The sequence below is a fragment of the Kitasatospora sp. NPDC001132 genome (assembly GCF_053598415.1).
In genome coordinates this window covers 152,717-168,597 of the sequence record NZ_JBSFKF010000011.1, presented here as the reverse complement: position 1 = coordinate 168,597, position 15,881 = coordinate 152,717, and the positions used below count along the sequence as shown (strand labels likewise).

12 protein-coding genes are annotated in these 15,881 nt (G+C 72.8%); 4 read left to right on the top strand and 8 right to left on the bottom strand.

What is annotated here, in order from left to right:
* Positions 1-16 precede the first annotated feature (16 nt).
* Positions 17-751 (bottom strand): SDR family oxidoreductase, encoded by a 735-nt coding sequence (locus ACWDBE_RS17865; protein WP_449790959.1) that lies wholly within the window; start codon positions 749-751, stop codon positions 17-19.
* A gap of 203 nt (positions 752-954) precedes the next feature.
* Here ACWDBE_RS17865 and ACWDBE_RS17860 point away from each other — a divergent pair, with 203 nt between their 5' ends.
* On the top strand, positions 955-1,761 hold the full coding sequence (locus ACWDBE_RS17860; protein WP_449808497.1) for a helix-turn-helix transcriptional regulator: 807 nt from the start codon (positions 955-957) through the stop codon (positions 1,759-1,761).
* A gap of 422 nt (positions 1,762-2,183) precedes the next feature.
* On the opposite strand, the gene ACWDBE_RS17855 is transcribed toward ACWDBE_RS17860, so the two are convergent.
* The 5 genes from ACWDBE_RS17855 to ACWDBE_RS17835 form a co-directional block, all read right to left on the bottom strand.
* Positions 2,184-5,957, bottom strand: coding sequence for an endonuclease/exonuclease/phosphatase family protein (locus ACWDBE_RS17855; RefSeq protein WP_449808496.1), 3,774 nt, complete (start codon positions 5,955-5,957; stop codon positions 2,184-2,186).
* Between the two features lie 114 nt (positions 5,958-6,071).
* On the bottom strand, positions 6,072-6,521 hold the full coding sequence (locus ACWDBE_RS17850) for a peptidase inhibitor family I36 protein (protein ID WP_449790956.1): 450 nt from the start codon (positions 6,519-6,521) through the stop codon (positions 6,072-6,074).
* 330 nt (positions 6,522-6,851) lie between these two features.
* Entirely contained in the window at positions 6,852-7,007 is a 156-nt protein-coding gene (locus tag ACWDBE_RS17845; protein WP_449790955.1) for a zinc-binding dehydrogenase, read from the bottom strand.
* A 76-nt stretch (positions 7,008-7,083) separates the two neighbouring features.
* Positions 7,084-7,509, bottom strand: a complete 426-nt coding sequence (locus ACWDBE_RS17840) for an organic hydroperoxide resistance protein (protein WP_449790954.1) — start codon at positions 7,507-7,509, stop codon at positions 7,084-7,086.
* A 54-nt stretch (positions 7,510-7,563) separates the two neighbouring features.
* On the bottom strand, positions 7,564-7,767 hold the full coding sequence (locus tag ACWDBE_RS17835) for a hypothetical protein (RefSeq protein WP_449808495.1): 204 nt from the start codon (positions 7,765-7,767) through the stop codon (positions 7,564-7,566).
* Between the two features lie 341 nt (positions 7,768-8,108).
* Between ACWDBE_RS17835 and ACWDBE_RS17830 the strand changes: the two genes are divergently transcribed.
* The gene (locus ACWDBE_RS17830) at positions 8,109-10,952 is read left to right on the top strand and encodes a helix-turn-helix transcriptional regulator (protein WP_449808494.1); all 2,844 of its coding nucleotides are present in this window, start codon (positions 8,109-8,111) and stop codon (positions 10,950-10,952) included.
* A gap of 9 nt (positions 10,953-10,961) precedes the next feature.
* Here the strand turns inward: ACWDBE_RS17830 and ACWDBE_RS17825 are convergent, their stop codons facing one another.
* Positions 10,962-11,330 (bottom strand): esterase/lipase family protein, encoded by a 369-nt coding sequence (locus tag ACWDBE_RS17825; RefSeq protein WP_449808493.1) that lies wholly within the window; start codon positions 11,328-11,330, stop codon positions 10,962-10,964.
* 231 nt (positions 11,331-11,561) lie between these two features.
* On the opposite strand from ACWDBE_RS17825, the gene ACWDBE_RS17820 reads away from it, so the two are divergent.
* Both ACWDBE_RS17820 and ACWDBE_RS17815 read left to right on the top strand, forming a co-directional pair.
* Positions 11,562-12,629, top strand: coding sequence for an alpha/beta fold hydrolase (locus tag ACWDBE_RS17820; RefSeq protein ID WP_449808492.1), 1,068 nt, complete (start codon positions 11,562-11,564; stop codon positions 12,627-12,629).
* A gap of 33 nt (positions 12,630-12,662) precedes the next feature.
* Complete coding sequence (locus ACWDBE_RS17815) at positions 12,663-12,863, top strand: hypothetical protein (protein WP_449790949.1); 201 nt, start codon at positions 12,663-12,665, stop codon at positions 12,861-12,863.
* Between the two features lie 267 nt (positions 12,864-13,130).
* Here the strand turns inward: ACWDBE_RS17815 and ACWDBE_RS17810 are convergent, their stop codons facing one another.
* The gene (locus tag ACWDBE_RS17810) at positions 13,131-15,851 is read right to left on the bottom strand and encodes an AAA family ATPase (RefSeq protein ID WP_449808490.1); all 2,721 of its coding nucleotides are present in this window, start codon (positions 15,849-15,851) and stop codon (positions 13,131-13,133) included.
* Between the last annotated feature and the right edge of the window lie 30 nt (positions 15,852-15,881).

The following is a 15,881-nucleotide window of genomic DNA, read 5'->3' as shown; positions in this document are numbered from 1 at the left end:
CGGTGGGTGGTGGGGCTCAGCCCTGGAGCGAGGCAGTGGAGCGGGCGACGAGCTCGTTGACGTCGACGCCGTCGGGCTGGTCGACCGCGTAGCTGATGGCGTCCGCGATGGCCGAGGCGTCGAGCCCGACCCCGTCGAGCGCGTCGCGGATGGCGTCCTGGTACCGGTCCGTGCCTCCGGAGTGGGTGAGCTCGGTGCGGGTGAGACCGGGGCAGACGACGGTGACGCGGATGTCCGGGGTCTCCTGGCGCAGCCCTTCGGAGACGGCGCGCACGGCGTACTTCGTCGCGGAGTACACGACGCCGGTGGGGTCGACCCGGTGGGCGGCGGTGGAGGCGACGTTGACGATCTGTCCGCGGCGGCGCTCGCGCATCGACGGCAGGACGGCCGCGATGCCGTGCAGCACACCGCGCAGGTTCACGTCGATCATCGCGTTCCACTCGTCGACGCGGAGTTCCTCGACCAGGGACAGCGGCATGACGCCGGCGTTGTTGACCAGGACGTCGAGTCGGCCGTGCCGGGCGAGGACGTCGTCGACGACGCCGCGCACGCTGTCGAGGTCGGTGACGTCCAGCTCCGCGTACTCCGCTTCGTGCCCGGCCTCCTTCAGCTCGGCCGTCAGCCGGGCGAGGCGTTCCACCCGGCGGGCGCCGAGGACGACGTGGTGGCCGGACGCGGCCAGTCGGCGGGCGGTGGCCTCGCCGATGCCGCTGGAGGCTCCGGTGATCAGGACGATCTTGGAGGTGCTCATGGCTCGTTCCCTTCGGGAGTCCGGGAGGGGTTGGTGTCTGTTGCGACACATCCAGATCACCACCCCCGCGAAGCCCGCGGCAGACGGGAACCGAACCCCCGGCACGGCGTACGGGGGGTACGGCTTACCCCCCTCAGGGCGCCCGCGGCGAAGACGCGCGGCCTGCCCCCGCCGGCCGGGCCGGTCCGCTAGTCTCGCCAGCCATGACCGACAGTGACCTGCGGAACTTCCTGCGCTCCCGCCGCGCCCGCGTCACCCCCGAGGCCGCGGGCCTGCCCCGCCCTCCCGGGGTCCGCCGCGTCCCCGGACTGCGCCGCGAGGAGGTCGCCCAGCTCGCCGGAGTGAGCGTCGACTACTACGTACGCCTCGAACGCGGCCGCAACCCGCACGCCTCCGCCGCCGTCCTGGACGCCGTGGCCCGCGCCCTGAAACTTGATCCCACCGAACGCGACCACCTCTTCGCCCTCGCCAAACCCGCTCGGCCGCGGCCCCGCCGAGCGCCCGAGGCGGTACGCCCCGGCCTGCTCCACGTCCTGGGCAACATCACCACCATCCCCGCGCTGGTCCTCGACCACCGCCTCGACGTCCTGGCCATGAACCGGCTGGCCCGCGCCTTCTACCCGACCTTCGACGAACTCCCGCCGGGCGAATGGAACATGGCCCGCTACATGTTCCTCGACCCCGCCGCCCGCGAGCTGTACGCCGACTGGGCCGAGACCGCCCGCGAGAACGTCGGCATGCTGCGCCTCCACGTCGGCCGCAACCCGCGGGACGAGCACCTCGCCCGCCTCGTCGACGACCTGACCGCCGACCCCGATTTCCACCGCCTCTGGAACGACCAGGACGTGTACCGGCCAACCTACGGCACCAAACGCTACCGCCACCCCGTCGCCGGCGAACTCACCCTCGGCTTCGAGGCGTTCACACCCGCCGGCGCCCCGCACCAGACCCTCGGCCTGTACCCCGTCGAGCCCGGATCACCCTCCGAAGTCGCACTGCGCATGCTCTGACGCGCCGTTCCGTTGCGACCACCGGATGCACGGTGCCCGAGACCCCGACCGCGGACCGGCCCACCATCCGCTCGGGGTTCGGGCACGGACCGGTCCGTTCACTGATCGTTTCGGAATGGCTTGAGCCGTAGGGGACTTCGCCGTCCGGACGGCCACCACCCGCCTGACCGAACTCGGCTGGCCATCCACCCGCTGGTCCATCCGCAAACTGCCGGCCCACCTCCGCCGGGTCCACGGCCGGGTGGTCCGCATCAGCCGCGAGACCCTGCGCTGTCCACTCGCGCTCGGGTGACGGGGGGATGCCGGCCTCCACCACCGATCACGGGACAGAGCCTAATTCGTGATAGACCCCGAACGACGAGCGGCCGGCCGTCCCGGGGGGCGGCCGGCCGCGCGGGTACCGGCGGCCGGCGCCGCGCCGGTTACTGGGTGACCGTGCGGAAGAGCCAGTGGAGCCTGGCGGTCGCGGCTCCAGGGCGGGTGATGGTGACCGTGTCGACCAGGGTGCTGCGGGTCAGGTCGAGGTGGTCGTCGGGGCTGGCGAAGTTGGACAGTAGTGTCCCGTTCGGGCCGTCGTTGGTCTTGCACCACAGGTAGCCGTCGTCGTCGGGGCGGTAGTCGCCCATGGTGACGTAGTCGCCGTTCTGCGGGGCCCGGGGGTGGGCCGCCGTGGAGTTGACGTACTGGCGGCCGTAGACGAGGTAGACGCAGTTGTCGCCGCCGTCCGGTCCCGCGGAGATGGCGCTGAACCGCTGGTATGACCCGTGCGATTCCGGGGCCAGGAAAACCGGGTAGGGCGTGGTTTCCAGGTCGTCGACCGAGAGCGCCGGGGCCGGGCCGCCGGAGTCCGTCGCGACGATCTCGGTGAGCTGCGTGCTCTCCTGGGGGTCCTGGAGGAACCAGCGCTGGTTGGCCGTACCGTCTTGGTCACGGGCCACGATGCCGAGGCCCGGGCCGAGGTCCGTGAGGAACTGGCGTGTGACGTAGTTCTGCAGGGTCCAGGTGCCGTCGCCGTGGTGGACCGGTTGCCAGAGCTGGTCGAGCGCCGCGTTGGGCCACAGCACCGTCCGGGCGTCGCGGGCTCCGCCCTCCTGGCCGAGGTAGCGGCCGGCGTAGGGCGCGTTGGCGTGGAAGAGGCGGTGGTAGCCGCTGTACTCCGGGTCGGGCGACAGGTTGAACACCTGCCCCTGGATGGTCGCCCGGTTGATCGGCTGGTCACTGACTGCATGGGTGCTGCTGCCGGGGGCGGCCACGTTGGTGGTGGCGGCGTTGCGCAGCACGGAGGGGCCCGCCACCGGCACCGTCACCGCCCCGGACCGCGGCGGGTTCGGCAGGTTGCCGACCTCCATCACGACGGGGTAGTGGTCCGACAGCAGCACGTTGCCGGCCCGGTTCATTCCCAGGACGCTGGGATTCGTGTTGCCGACGGGAACGGCCGCGTAGTCGAGGACGCGGTCCGGGGTGTTCGAGTTCAGCCGCCGGACGGTCGGATGGGTCGGCACCGCGGGAGCGTGCACCGTGAACTCGCCGGCGACCGCGGTGGCCAGCGACCTGTCCGTCTCGTTCGGGTCGGCGGGGGGCAGCGGCGCTCGGTTGTAGTCGCCGAGGGCGATCCAGGGCAGCGGGCTCTGGTTGGGACCCGCGGTGGCCATCCGCTGCCGGATGTTGCGCAGCAGCCCGGGGTCGTCGTTGCCGCTGCCCGACAGGCCGTGGACCGTGAAGTACACGACGCCGTCGACGTTGATGCCGAGGGCGGGCCGGCCGGTGAAGCCGTTGTCCCGCCCCGCCTCGATGACGTACACGTCCTCCCGCTGGACCTGGTAGCGGCTCAGGATGGCCAGGTTGACCCGGCCCGTGTCGGTGTTGGGGTCGCTGTCCGTGTGCAGCCAGTACAGGTAGCCCTGCGGCCTGGCGCCCGTTCCCCCGTACCGGTACTCGCGGACCGGGGGTGTGCGGCCGGCCCAGTCGAAGAAGACCGGCGGGTTCTGCGGGATGTCCTGCTCGAACGCGGCGCCGCTGGGCGGGGCGCCGGCCTCCTGGAGGGCGATGATGTCGGCCTGGTTCTGCCGGGCCAGCTGGCTCACTCCCAGCGTGTACTTGCTCTCGTAGGCGGAGGAGTCCTCACCCGTCCCGCCGCCGGTGCCCGCGCCCTGCATGTTCCAGGTGGCGATCGTGCGGCGGTTGCCCGCCCGGGGGTCGAGGTCGCCGCCGGTGTCCCGCAGGAACAGCGAGGGCCGCTTGCCGACGTCGGTGGGCACGACGCCCTGGCCGGTGAAGTCGAGGGTCTCCCGGCCGGTCCAGTCCGGGATCGCCTGGCCGCCCTGGCTCAGCGGCTGGAACCTGCTCGGGGAGCCGTTGGCGGAGCCGAACTGGAAGGCGGTGCCGGACTGGGTGCCGTACGGCGCGTAGGGCTCGTACGGTCCGCCGGGTGTCGCCTGCTTGACCATCGTGTTGTTGTAGAAGACGTTCTGCGGGCCCGAGGAGCCGGACCACTTGACCGCCTTGGGACCGGCCGCCCACCAGATCGGGTACCACGTCCCCTCGTCGATCTCGCCGCCCTCACCGCCGCAGTTGGTCGTGCAGTTGCCCGAGCGGTGCTCGTACGGGACCCTCAGCGTGTTCTGCTCGAAGAGGTTGTCGTGCTCCCAACCGCCGTGCAGGTTGAGGTCGGAGTCGAGGTCGTTGCGGAAGGCGACGTTGCCGCTGGCCGACCACTGGAAGGTGAAGTGGCGCAGGTTTCGGCTGAGGTTGTAGGCGTACAGGGAGTCCCAGACCCGGCTGCCGCGCAGGTAGCCGTTGCCGCCCTTGCCCTTGTTCCAGGCGCCGTCGAAGCTGTTTCGCTCGATCTGGAGGTTGCGGGCGTCCTCGGTGACGATCGGGTGCGAGCCGGTCATCTCGGCCTTCAGTCCGCGGGCCCAGTCGTTGGCGGCCCACTTGAAGACGATGCCGTGCATCGCGTACTCGGGCGCCATGTTGCCGTAGTTGTGCACGGCCTGGGCGGGGGTCAGGTCGTAGGTGCCGCCGCCGAGCTTGGGCAGGCCGTTCATGTCCTGGGTGAAGGCGAAGTCCTCGAAGCCGACGCCCTCGACCACCTTCAGCGGGGTGACCTTGCTGGCGTACGGCTTGTCGGCCAGCGCGGGGGAGCCGTCGGAGGTGGAGTCGACCGGCAGGTCCCACTCCAGCGGGCGGTCCAGGGTGACCGTCTTCGCGGCGGCGTCGATCGCGTTGACCCGGAACATCTGCTGCCGCATGTGGAGGTTGTCCATCTGGCTGCGGTCGGAGACGCCCTGCTGCTCGTAGAACTTGACGCTGTTGGCCGCGCCCACCCAGACGTAGCCGCCCAGGGAGAACTTCTTCATGTCGGCCTTGGGGTCCAACTGCACGACGTCCTGGCCCTGGCGGGCCGCCCAACCGGGATCGGAGGCCTGGGCCGCAACTTTGATGCCGGAGGCCCAGTGCTGGTTGACGCTGCCCTCGAAGATGTCCTTGCGGTTCGCCGGGGCGGCGGCCCAGTCGTCCTGGTAGCGGTCGGCGATGTCCCGGGTCTGGACCCGGAACAAGCCGCGGCCCGGCCAGATCCAGCCGCCGGTGCCGACGTCGTTGCCGCTGCCGGCCTTCATGCTGTCCTGGTCCCAGCGGCCGTTGACCAGAGTGTCGTAGCGGGTGTTGACGTCGGGCCGGAACACCAGGCGGGTGCCGCCGTCGCCGGAGCCCTGGCCGCGCAGGACGAGGTAGTCGGCGTCCACGTAGATCTGCCGGGAGACGTCGATCCGGCCGGCGGGCAGGGAGATCAGCGAGAGGCTGTTGAAGTTGGCGTTCGGCGAGCAGTTGGCCTTGACGTCGTCGATGGCCTTCTGCAGGCCGGTGGTGTCGTCGGTGCCGTCGTCTGCCCGTACGCCGTACTTGGCGGCGAGCACGTCGGGGGTGATCCGGCAGGCGGCGTTCGTGGTCAGGTCGCCGTCGCCGGGCAGGGGCCGGCCGCCGCGGAAGCCGACGCGGGACCAGTCGGGCATGCCGGCTGGCGGGCCGGTGCGGTTGGCGGAGCTCAGGTCCGGGCCCTCGGCGCCGGGGCCGGCCGTGACGGTGCCGACCGCGGCCGGGGCCGCGGCGGCCGGCGCCGCGACGGCGAGCGCCGGCAGAGCGAGGGAGAGCAGCAGGCCGGACAACAGCGCGGCCGTTGGTCGTAGACGTTTCACGGGACCTCATTCCGGGGGGTCACAGAAATGCCCCCGGCTCCTTCGACGAGACGGGGGCGGTGTGGTGAACGGTCCGGTCCGCCGGCAGTGGCGCCCACGGACCGGCCGCGGCTGCTAGTAGCAGCCGAACCGCAGGCTGGAGATTCGGTCGTTCTTGTAGTAGTCGGGGCCGCCTGCGTCGTAGTCGGCCTTCTTGCCCCAGCTCCAGGCCGGCGCGTAGTCGACCTGGGAGGGGTGGAGCTCGCCGTAGGGGTCGTCCCAGAACTCGACCGAGCACTGCGAGTTGTTGATCCAGGAGGACACCTGGTTGTCGGCCAGGGTCCCGTTCAGGAAGTGGACCTGCGTCAGCCGGACGATCAAGCTTCCGCTGCCGGCGGGTGGTGGGATCACGATCGCCTTCGAACCCGTGCCGCCGCTGTTCTGGTAGAGGCAGAGCGCCCAGTCCGGGCAGCCGTCGTACGGGGGGTTGGCGGCGGAGGCCGGCGTCGCCGAGAGGAACATCACCGCCCCGGTGATCGCACCCGCGACGGCGGTGGTCGCCAGCTTGAAGGATTTGAGGGCCACGGTGGAACTCGCTTTCCGGGTCTGCCTGCGGCTGCGACGCAGGCGGGTGACAGTGGTCGTGTGCGGCGGGCCCCGGGTCGGGCTCTTCGCACCACGAGGCTCCCGGCGAGGGGGAGTCGGTGGCAACGGTCAAATGACTCCGGGCCGCCACGCCCCCGGCGCAGGGAGAACACGCCCTCCTCGCGGATCCGCTCCGCGGCGCCCTCGATGATGCGCCGCCTGGTCGCGACGCCCTTGCGGGTCAACGGCACGTTCCCTCCTGGTGCGAGCTGTCGGCTCCCGATTCGGGTCCCGCTGAAGTGCGGACGCGAGGACATCGGGTCGGCCCGGTCACGGTAGGAGCAGCAGCTTGCCGGTGGTGCGCCGGGACTCGACGTCCGCGTGGGCCCGGGACGCCTCGGCGAGCGGGTAGCGGCCGGTGATCCGCGGGGTCAGTCGCCCCTGCAGGACCAGGTCGAATACCTCGCCGGCGCGCAGCATCTGCATTCCTTCCTCCTCACGCGCCCCGGCCGGCCCGCTCGTGCTCGGGGCCGGCCGGGGCGTACCCGAGTGTCGCGGGTGCTCAGACGGCCACGGCCTCGATGGTGACGGGGATGTTGCCGCGGGTCGCCTTCGAGTACGGGCAGATCAGGTGGGCGGCCTCGGCAAGTTCCTCGGCAGTGCGCTGGTCGACGCCGCCGAGGCGAGGGGACAGCGTTGCCAGGAGCGAGAACTCGCCGTCGTCGCCGTGGCGGAGGGTGACCTCGGCGGTGACCTCGGTGCTGGTCAGCCTGATCGTGCGCTGGGCGGCGGCGTGGCGCAGGGCTCCCAGGAAGCAGGCGGCCCAGCCCGCGGCGAGGAGCTGTTCCGGATTGGTTGCGTCGCCGGCTCCGCCCCACTCCTTGGGGATGGACAGGCGGTGGTCGAGCAGCCCGTCGGTGGAGCGGACGGTGCCGCCGTTGCGGCCCTCGCCGGTGACTTCGATCGTGGCGGTGTAGCTGACGGACATGGCGGGTCTTCCTTTCTCGGACTTTCTCGGAGTGACGCAACTGCCCACGAGGCATCAGTACGTGCGGGACTGCTCCCAGTAGACGGCGCCCTGCTTGGAGGTGGCGAAGAGGAAGACCGTCGCGGCGTACGCGATCAGAGCGGGTGCGTACCGGGCGAGGAAACCGTCGCCTTCGAGGTTCCACCCCTGGAGCCAGCCCCCGTGGGAGTGGACCGATGTCAGCTGGATCCGCGTGGTCCCCTGCTCGCGAACAGCCACCTGCCCCCACCCGGTGCTCGCCATCGCGGATGGTCGGCTGACCATGGGTCAGCATGCCGGGCGGTCAAGGCATTTCCTCTCGTTGAATTCCTGCGGTTCAACAGTCGTGCACGGCTGCGGCCCGGAGCATCGGCCACTTGACCGAAGTCGTGATCCGCATTCCGCGGCCGATTGTTTTCCCGGAACCCCAGTCATGTGACTGACGACCCGCACGCGGTCCGCGGGTCAGGGGGCACTGGCCGCCCCGGCCCGGGTACGGGCCAGGGTTCGACACGGGCTCGAAGGGCCCGCGTTCCCGGGATCGTGGTCGGCGGTCGGCGAATGCGGGAAGGGGCCGGGGCATGACTGGGTCGCAGCGGTGGGGTGTCACCACGAGGATGGTGGGCCGCGAGGAGGAGCGGGCGCAGCTCGCGGCGTTCCTCGGGTCCGTCACGGGCCGGGCGCTCGTCCTGCGGGGGGAGGCGGGGGTCGGCAAGAGTTCGCTGCTGGGCCACGCCGTCGCGCTGGCGGAGCAGGAGGGCCACGTGGTGGTCCGGGCCGCCGGCGTCGAGGCGGAGTCCGAGCTGCCCTATGCCGGGCTGCACCAGTTCCTCCATCCGCTGCTGGCCGACGTCGAGCCGCTGGACGACGGGACCCGGGCGGTCTTCGATGCCGTGTTCGGCGGGGCGCAGGGCGATCGGCCTTCGGTCATGACGCTCGGCATCGCCGCTCTCAACCTGCTGTCGCTCGCCGCCGCACAGCGGCCGCTGCTGCTGGTCCTCGACGACGGGCAGTGGCTGGACGACGCCAGCGCCGACGTCTGCGGCTTCGTGGGCCGACGCCTGGCCGGCGGCCCGGTGAAGCTCCTCGTCGCGGTCCGCACCGACCTCACCTCGCGCTTCGACACCGCCGCACTGCCCGAGCTGCCGGTCGACGCCCTCCCCGACGAGGAGGCGGCACTTCTGCTGGACCACCGGTATCCGGACCTGGGCCGACAGGCCCGCCGGATCGTCCTGGACCAGGCCCAGGGCAACCCGCTGGCCCTGGTGGAGCTGCCCGCCCACTTCGCGGGCCGGTCGAGCGACGCCCCGCTCGAAGACCTCATCGGTCCGCGCGGCGTGCCGCTGCCCCGGCGGCTGCAACGGCTGTTCGGCGCCCGCATCGCGGCCCTCGACGAGCAGGTCCGGGCCGAACTCCTGACGGGCGCGCTCGACGGAGCCGGAACCTCAGGCGGCACCGACGCCGTCCCCGGCACCCGCTACGCCATGCGCGACGCCGACACGGCCGTGGCCACCGGTCTGCTGGACATCGACGCGGTCACCGGTGATCTCGTCTTCCGCCACCCGCTCGTACGTTCTGCCGTCGTGCGGATGGCCACTCCCAACCAGCGCCGCGCCGCGCACCTGGCGCTGGCGCAGCTTCACCGGGAGAACCTCGAACGCCGGGCGACGCACCTGGCGGCGGCGACGGTCGATCCGGACGAGGAGGTCGCCGACGTCCTGGAGGCGGCAGCCGCGTCGGCGACCCGGCGCGGCGGCACGCTGGCGGCCGTGAGCTGGCTGACCCGGGCCGCCGAGCTCAGCGAGAACCACACCGACCGGTCCCGGCGCCTGACCGACGCGGCATTCGTCGCCGGTCACGCCGCCCGCCTCGGCCAGGCGCACCGGCTGGTCCAGGCGGACCTCGCGCCCGGCTCGACGGAGTCGCCGGCCTCGGTGCTGGCGGCCGCCTACCGGGCGCTCTACCAGGACGGGGACGTCCGCTCCACGCACCGCCAGGTCTCGGCCGCGATCGAGAAGCTCCGGGACCGCGGGACAGCCGCTGCGCCGTCTGTCGGCAGCACCACTGCGTCGACCGCCGGCAAAACCGAACCCGACGAGGTCCTCACCCGGCTGGTGGTCCTCCTCCTGGCGATCAGTCAGTTCGGCGGGGATCGCGCGGTCTGGGAGAGCACGCGCGAACTCCTGGCCTCCATGGGCGACCTCGTCACCGAACACTCGCGCCTCTTCAGCGACACCTGGAGCGATGTGACCAGGCACGGGGCAGGCTGGGCCGGGCCGGTGCGACAGGCCGCCGCCAACCTGTCGAATCTGGAGCCCTGGGACGTCACTCGGTTCGGCGCGGCCGCGTACCACCTCGACCTCCTGAGCCACTACCGCCCCCACCTGCAGCGCGTCGTGGACCGCGAGCTGGAGACCGGAGCCGTGGCCACCGGCATGGTCATGCTGCACCAGCTCGTGCTCGACCAGATGGCGGCCGGCGAATGGGCCCAGGCCGAGGAAACCGGACAGCGCGGCCTGGACCTGGCGACCGAGCACGGCCACCGGCTGTTCGCCACCCAGAACCGCGCGTACCTGGCCCAGTTGGCGGCGCTGCGCGGACAGGTCGGGCGGGCGCGGGACCTCCAGGCCGAGGTGGACGCCTGGGCCCGCCCGCGCGGACTGGGGTTCCTGACCCAGATCGCCGACTCCGCCGGCGCGACCGCCGCGCTGGGCTCCGGCGACTACGAGGCCGCCTACCTCTACGCCATCGGGATCACGCGGCCGGGCACGTTCCGGCCCTACACGTATCAGGCCTCGCGCACCCTGCTCGATCTCGTCGAGGCCGCCCAGCACACCGGACGCGTCGAGCAGGCCCGGGCGCACGCCCTCGCCGCCCGCGACGCCGGTCTGCCGTCCGTGTCGCCCCGCCTGGCGCTGATCACCTACGGCGCGCTGGCGATGACCGCCGAGGACGAGCGGGAGGCCGCCGAGATGTTCGTCCGGGCCGAATCCCACCCGGACGCCGCCCGCTTCCCGTTCGAGCTGGCCCGGATCCGGCTGGCGCACGGCGTCCGGGTTTGCCACGTCCGGGGCCGGGCGGCGGCGCGGCCGTACCTGGTCCCGGCGGCCGAGGCGTTCGAGCGGCTGGGCGCGGCCGGCTGGACCGAGCGGGCCCGGGCCGAACTGCGCGCCACCGGGACCCCGCCCCGCGTCTCGACGCTGAACCTGGCCTCGCTGACCTGGCAGGAACGCCGCATCGCCGACCTGGCCGCCAGCGGTCTGACGAACAAGGAGATCGGCGAGCGGATGCACCTGTCGCCGCGCACCGTCAGCTCACACCTGTACCGCATCTTCCCCAAGCTGGGCATCACGGCCCGGGCGGCGCTGCGCGACGCGCTGAGCCGGACCGACACCCTGAGCCGGACCGACGCGGCGCAGGTCTGACGCCCGCGCTCAGCCCTGTGCGGCCACGGCCTCGATGCCGTTCGCGGCCGGCCCGGCGAGGACGTGGTCGGCGGCGGCACTGCCGAGGTCGGCTCCGAGGAGGTGCTGGACGATGAGGCCGCCGACCGAATGCCCGATGAGGACCGGCGGGTTGTCGAAGGCGCGCACGATCCTCTCGTAGTGGGCCGTGAGCGCGGCGAGCCCGAGGTCGCGAAGCGGCCCGGGACCGCGGCGGACCTGGTCGGCGGCGGGGGCCTCGCCGGGCCAGCCCGGGACGCACACCGCGTAGCCGTACCCGGTGAACCGTTCGGCCCAGCCCTCCCAGGAGGACCTATGGAACCACGCACCGTGGATGAGGACGACGGGGGTTTGCTTCACGGCCGGACCTTCCGATTGCACACACGACGGCGCACGACGATCCGCCGGCATCGCGGCGCTCCTTCGAGGATCACCGAGCGGAAGCACGGCGGAAACAGTCGAATGACTGAAGGTGGCGGCCCGGCAGAGCCTTCACGCCCTTTCGGGTGTCGCGACGTCATGTGACTGATGCGTCAAGCCGGTTGCCGAAGAACAGTGGAGGCACCGGCGGGCCTCCAGGAAGGATCGGACATGATCAACAGGCGAACGTTCACCAAAGCAGTCGGCCTCGGCATGGGCGCCACGGCGGTGTCGGTCGGCGCGGAGTCGAACGCTCCGGCCGCCTTCGCGGCCGGCTCCGACCGGCCCGGCCGCCCGGCCCCGGTCATCCCGACCATCGCCCCGGGCACCCACACCGCGTTCACCGAGCTGAAGCGGGTCCGGGCCGGCGTGCTCGACATCGGCTACGCCGAGGCCGGGCCCAAGCACGGCCCGGTGGTCATCTGCCTGCACGGCTGGCCGTTCGACATCCACAGCTATGTCGACGTGGCGCCACTGCTGGCCGACGCCGGCTACCGGGTGATCGTGCCGTACCTGCGGGGCCACGGCACCACCACCTTCCTGTCCCCGACGACCGTCCGCAACGCGCAGCAGGCCGCGATCGCCGTCGACGTCATCGCTCTGATGGACGCCCTGAAGATCCACAAGGCGGTGCTGGCCGGCTTCGACTGGGGCTCGCGGGCCGCCGGCACCGTCGCGGCGCTGTGGCCGGAACGGGCCAAGGCCCTGGTGGCGGTGAGCGGTTACCTCATCGTCAACCTCCCGTCACAGCGGAACCCGCTGCCGCCGAAGGCCGAGCACACCTGGTGGTACCAGTACTACTTCGCCACCGACCGCGGTCGCATCGCCATGGAGACCAGGCAGAACCGGCACGACCTGTGTCGGCTGGTGTGGGAGGAGACCTCCCCGACCTGGAAGTTCGACGACGCCACCTTCGAGCGCACCGCCACGGCCTTCGAGAACCCCGACTACGCCGCCGTCGTGATCCACAACTACCGCTGGCGCCTGGGCCTGGCCGACGGCGAGCCCCGCTACGAGCGCTACGAGCAGCTGCTCGCGGCCCGGCCCGCGGTCACCGTGCCGACCATCGCCGTGGACCCCGCCCTCGACCCGTTCCTGCCCACCACCGACGGCAGCGGGTACCGGAGGTTCTTCACCGGCCGGTACGAGCACCGCCTGCTCGAGGGCGTCGGCCACAACGCGCCGCAGGAGGCGCCGACGGCCTTCGCCCAGGCCGTGGTGGACGCCGACCACCTCTGACCCACGCGCATGCCGACCACAGGAGGTACGGACGTGAGTGATCCCGGTCCCAGCACGAACGGACAGGCGGCGGCAGTCCGCAAGGCCCGGTTCGGCACGCTCCCGGAGCGTGTCGCCTTCGAGGACATGGTCGAGGAGAAGGCGGTGCCGTCGGCGTACCGGGCGGTGGGCGCCCACGACCCCGACGCGCTGGCGGTCAGGTTCTCCTGTCTGGCGGCGGATCTGGGTCTCTGAGCGCAGCGGGTCGCGTACGACAGCGTTCGGGTCCGTCCCCGCCCGGGGGACGGACCCGAACGTGTTGTACCGCAGGTCTCAGCCGCGCGAGGGGCGGACGCAGCGGAAGCTGCTCGCGGCGTTCGGGTCACCGTGGCCGGTGTAGCCGAGATCGGAGCGGAGCTCTTCCCAGTGCGCGGACGGTCGAGCGGCACCTGCGCAAGGTGTTCACCAAGCTCCGCACAAGCTCACGGCGGGAGTTGCGCACGGCGCTGCCGTAACCCGCGGCTACTGCCCGGCCAGGGCGCCGTCGAGCTCACGGCGGGAGGAGATCCCCAGCTTGGCGAAGACCTTGCGCAGGTGCCACTCGACCGTGCGGGGGCTGAGGAACAGCCGCGCTCCGATCTCCGCGTTCGGGTGCCCGCCGGCCGCGAGGCGGGCGATCTGCGCCTCCTGCGGAGTCAGGACCGGCGCGCCGGGGGCCCGCTTGCGGACGGTCTCGCCGGTGGCGAGCAGTTCGCGCCGGGCCCGCTCGGCGAACGCCTCCATGCCCGTCGCCGTCGCCGCCTCGTGCGCCGCCCGCAGTTCGGTACGGGCCTGGGCGCGCCGGTTCTGGCGGCGCAGCCACTCCCCGAACAACAGTTGGGCCCGGATCTCGAACACCCGGAGCCCGCCCCGGCCGAAGTGGTCGACGGCCTCGCGGTAGCGGTCCTCGGCATTCTCCGGTGCTCCGGTCAGGGCCTCGGCGACCGCGTGCGCACCGAGGGCCCAGGGTGTGCCGGCCCGGCTCCAGTCGGCGAGCCACTCGCATGCCCGGGCCGCCGCGGCCGGGTCGCCGGCCCGGGTCGCGGCCTCGACCAGCTCGCCGCAGGTCCACTGGCACACGACGAGGTCCCGGTGCTCCGCGCCCCGCAGCGCCGCCTCCAGGGCGAGCGCGTAGTTGCCCAGACCGTTGTGGAGCACGGCCCGGGCGCACGCCGCCACGCCGACGAGTCGTCCCAGGCCGCACTGCGCGCCCTCGTGTTCCAGTGCCTCGATCGCTTCCAGGGCCGGTCGTTCCCCTCCCCGGTACGCGCTGATCAAAGCCGCTGTGGCCATGCGCGGCACCGTGCCGGTGGCCTTCTCGATGGCCGCGGCCTCGGCCAGCAGGTCCTCGGCCTCGGCGAAGCGCCCCGCGTAGCTCAGCGAGGCCGCCCGGTAGGGCAACGCCGTCGAGAGGACCGACAGTGTTCCCGTCCGCCGGGCGAAGCGGACCGCCCGGTCGCCGGTGTCCAGCCAGCCCGGGAGGTCGCCCAGTACCGGGGCGGCGTTCGCGGCCGCCCACAGGACCGACAGGTCCTCCTCCTCGGTGAGCGAGCGCTGCGCCCGCGCCAGCAGCGGGAAGGCGGCGACCGGCCCGTCCACGGTCCAGGTGACCAGGGCCCGAAGGAAGACACCCGCCGTCTCCTCGCCGGCCGGCAGGTCGCGAGCGGCCTCGGCAACCCGGCGCAGTGCGCCTTCGTCGTACCGGCCGACCCAGAGGGCCGCGTCGAACGCCGCGAGGTAGGTCTCCCGTGCGGCGGCCGGGTCAAGGTCCCTGAGCGGGCCCGCCGCGTCGAGCAGCGGCCGCACCGCGCCCAACCCCGAGTCGGTCATGGACGAGGCCCTGGCCCGCAGTCGGCCGGCCTGGGCCTGCTGCAGCCGGTCCAGCGGCCCCAGTTCGGCGGCGGCCAGCAGATCGGGCACCCGGGCCGGCAAGCCTGCGGCGACGTGGGCCGCGGCGGCCGCCAGCGCGCGCCGTGCCCGCTCCTTCGGGTCGGGGGTGAGCGCCGCGGCCCGTTCCAGGAAGGACGCGGCGGCCGCCCGGCCACCGCGCGCCAGGGCACGGTCGGCGGAGCTCTCCAGCGCCGCCGCCACCTCCTCGTCCGGCCCGACCGCTGCATGGGCCCGGTGCCACGCCTGCCGGTCGGGGTCGCGCTCGGCGTCGGTGGCCTCGGCCAGGGCGCCGTGCGCCGCGCGCAGCGCCGCGGCATCCGCGCCGCGCCACACGGCCGAACGCACCAGCGGGTGCCGGAACCGCACCGGGGCTCCCAGACTGATCAGGTCCGCGGCCTCGGCCGGTGCCGCGGCCTCCAGCCCGATGCCCAGCAGGCGCAGGGCGTGCCACAACAGCGGCCCGTCGCCGACCGGTTCGACCGCCGCGACCAGCAGCAGGGCACGGGTGTCGGCCGGCAAGGCGTCGACGCGCCGCCGGAAGCCGTCCTCGACCCGGGTCGCCAGCGGGCCGGCGCCGGGCCCGCCGAAGCCGAACGCCAGCTCCACCGGTGACAGGCCCCGGGGCAGCTCCAGCAGGGCGAGCGGGTTCCCGCCGGTCTCGGCCACGATCCGGTCCCGCACCCGGGCGTCGACCGGCCCCGGCAGCACGCCGTCCAGCAGCGCCCGGGCGTCGGCATCGGCCAGCCCGCGCAGGAGGAGGTCCGGCAGACCGGAGAAGCCCTCGTCCCCCTTCCCGTCGGTGATCCGCTCGGCAAACACCAACGCCACCGATTCCGCGTCCAGTCGGCGCCCGACGAACGCCAGGATCCGCTGGGACATCAGGTCCAGCCACTGCGCGTCGTCGACCAGGCACACCAGCGGGGACCGGGCCGCCGCCTCGGCGAAGAGGCCGAGGACCGCGATCCCGACCAGCAGCATCTCGGGCGGGTTCCCCGTGCTCAGGCCGAACGCGACACGCAGCGCGTCCTGCTGCACCGGCGGCAGTCGGTCGAGCTGCGACAACAGCGGGGCACACAGCCGTTGGAGGGCCGAGTAGGCGAACTCGGCCTCGGCCTCGACCCCCGCCGCGCGGACGACCTGCGCCTCCCCTGCCTCCCCGGCCAGATGATCGAGCAGCGCCGACTTGCCGACGCCCGCCTCACCCCGCAGCACCAGCACCCGGCTGCGCCCGTCGCGCACCTCCCGCAGCAGACGGTCCAGCACCGCCAACTCCCGGGCGCGCCCGAGCAGCTGGTGTTTCGCGTGCGGCGGCATGGCACCTCCGGCAGGAGTTCCTCCCGGAGG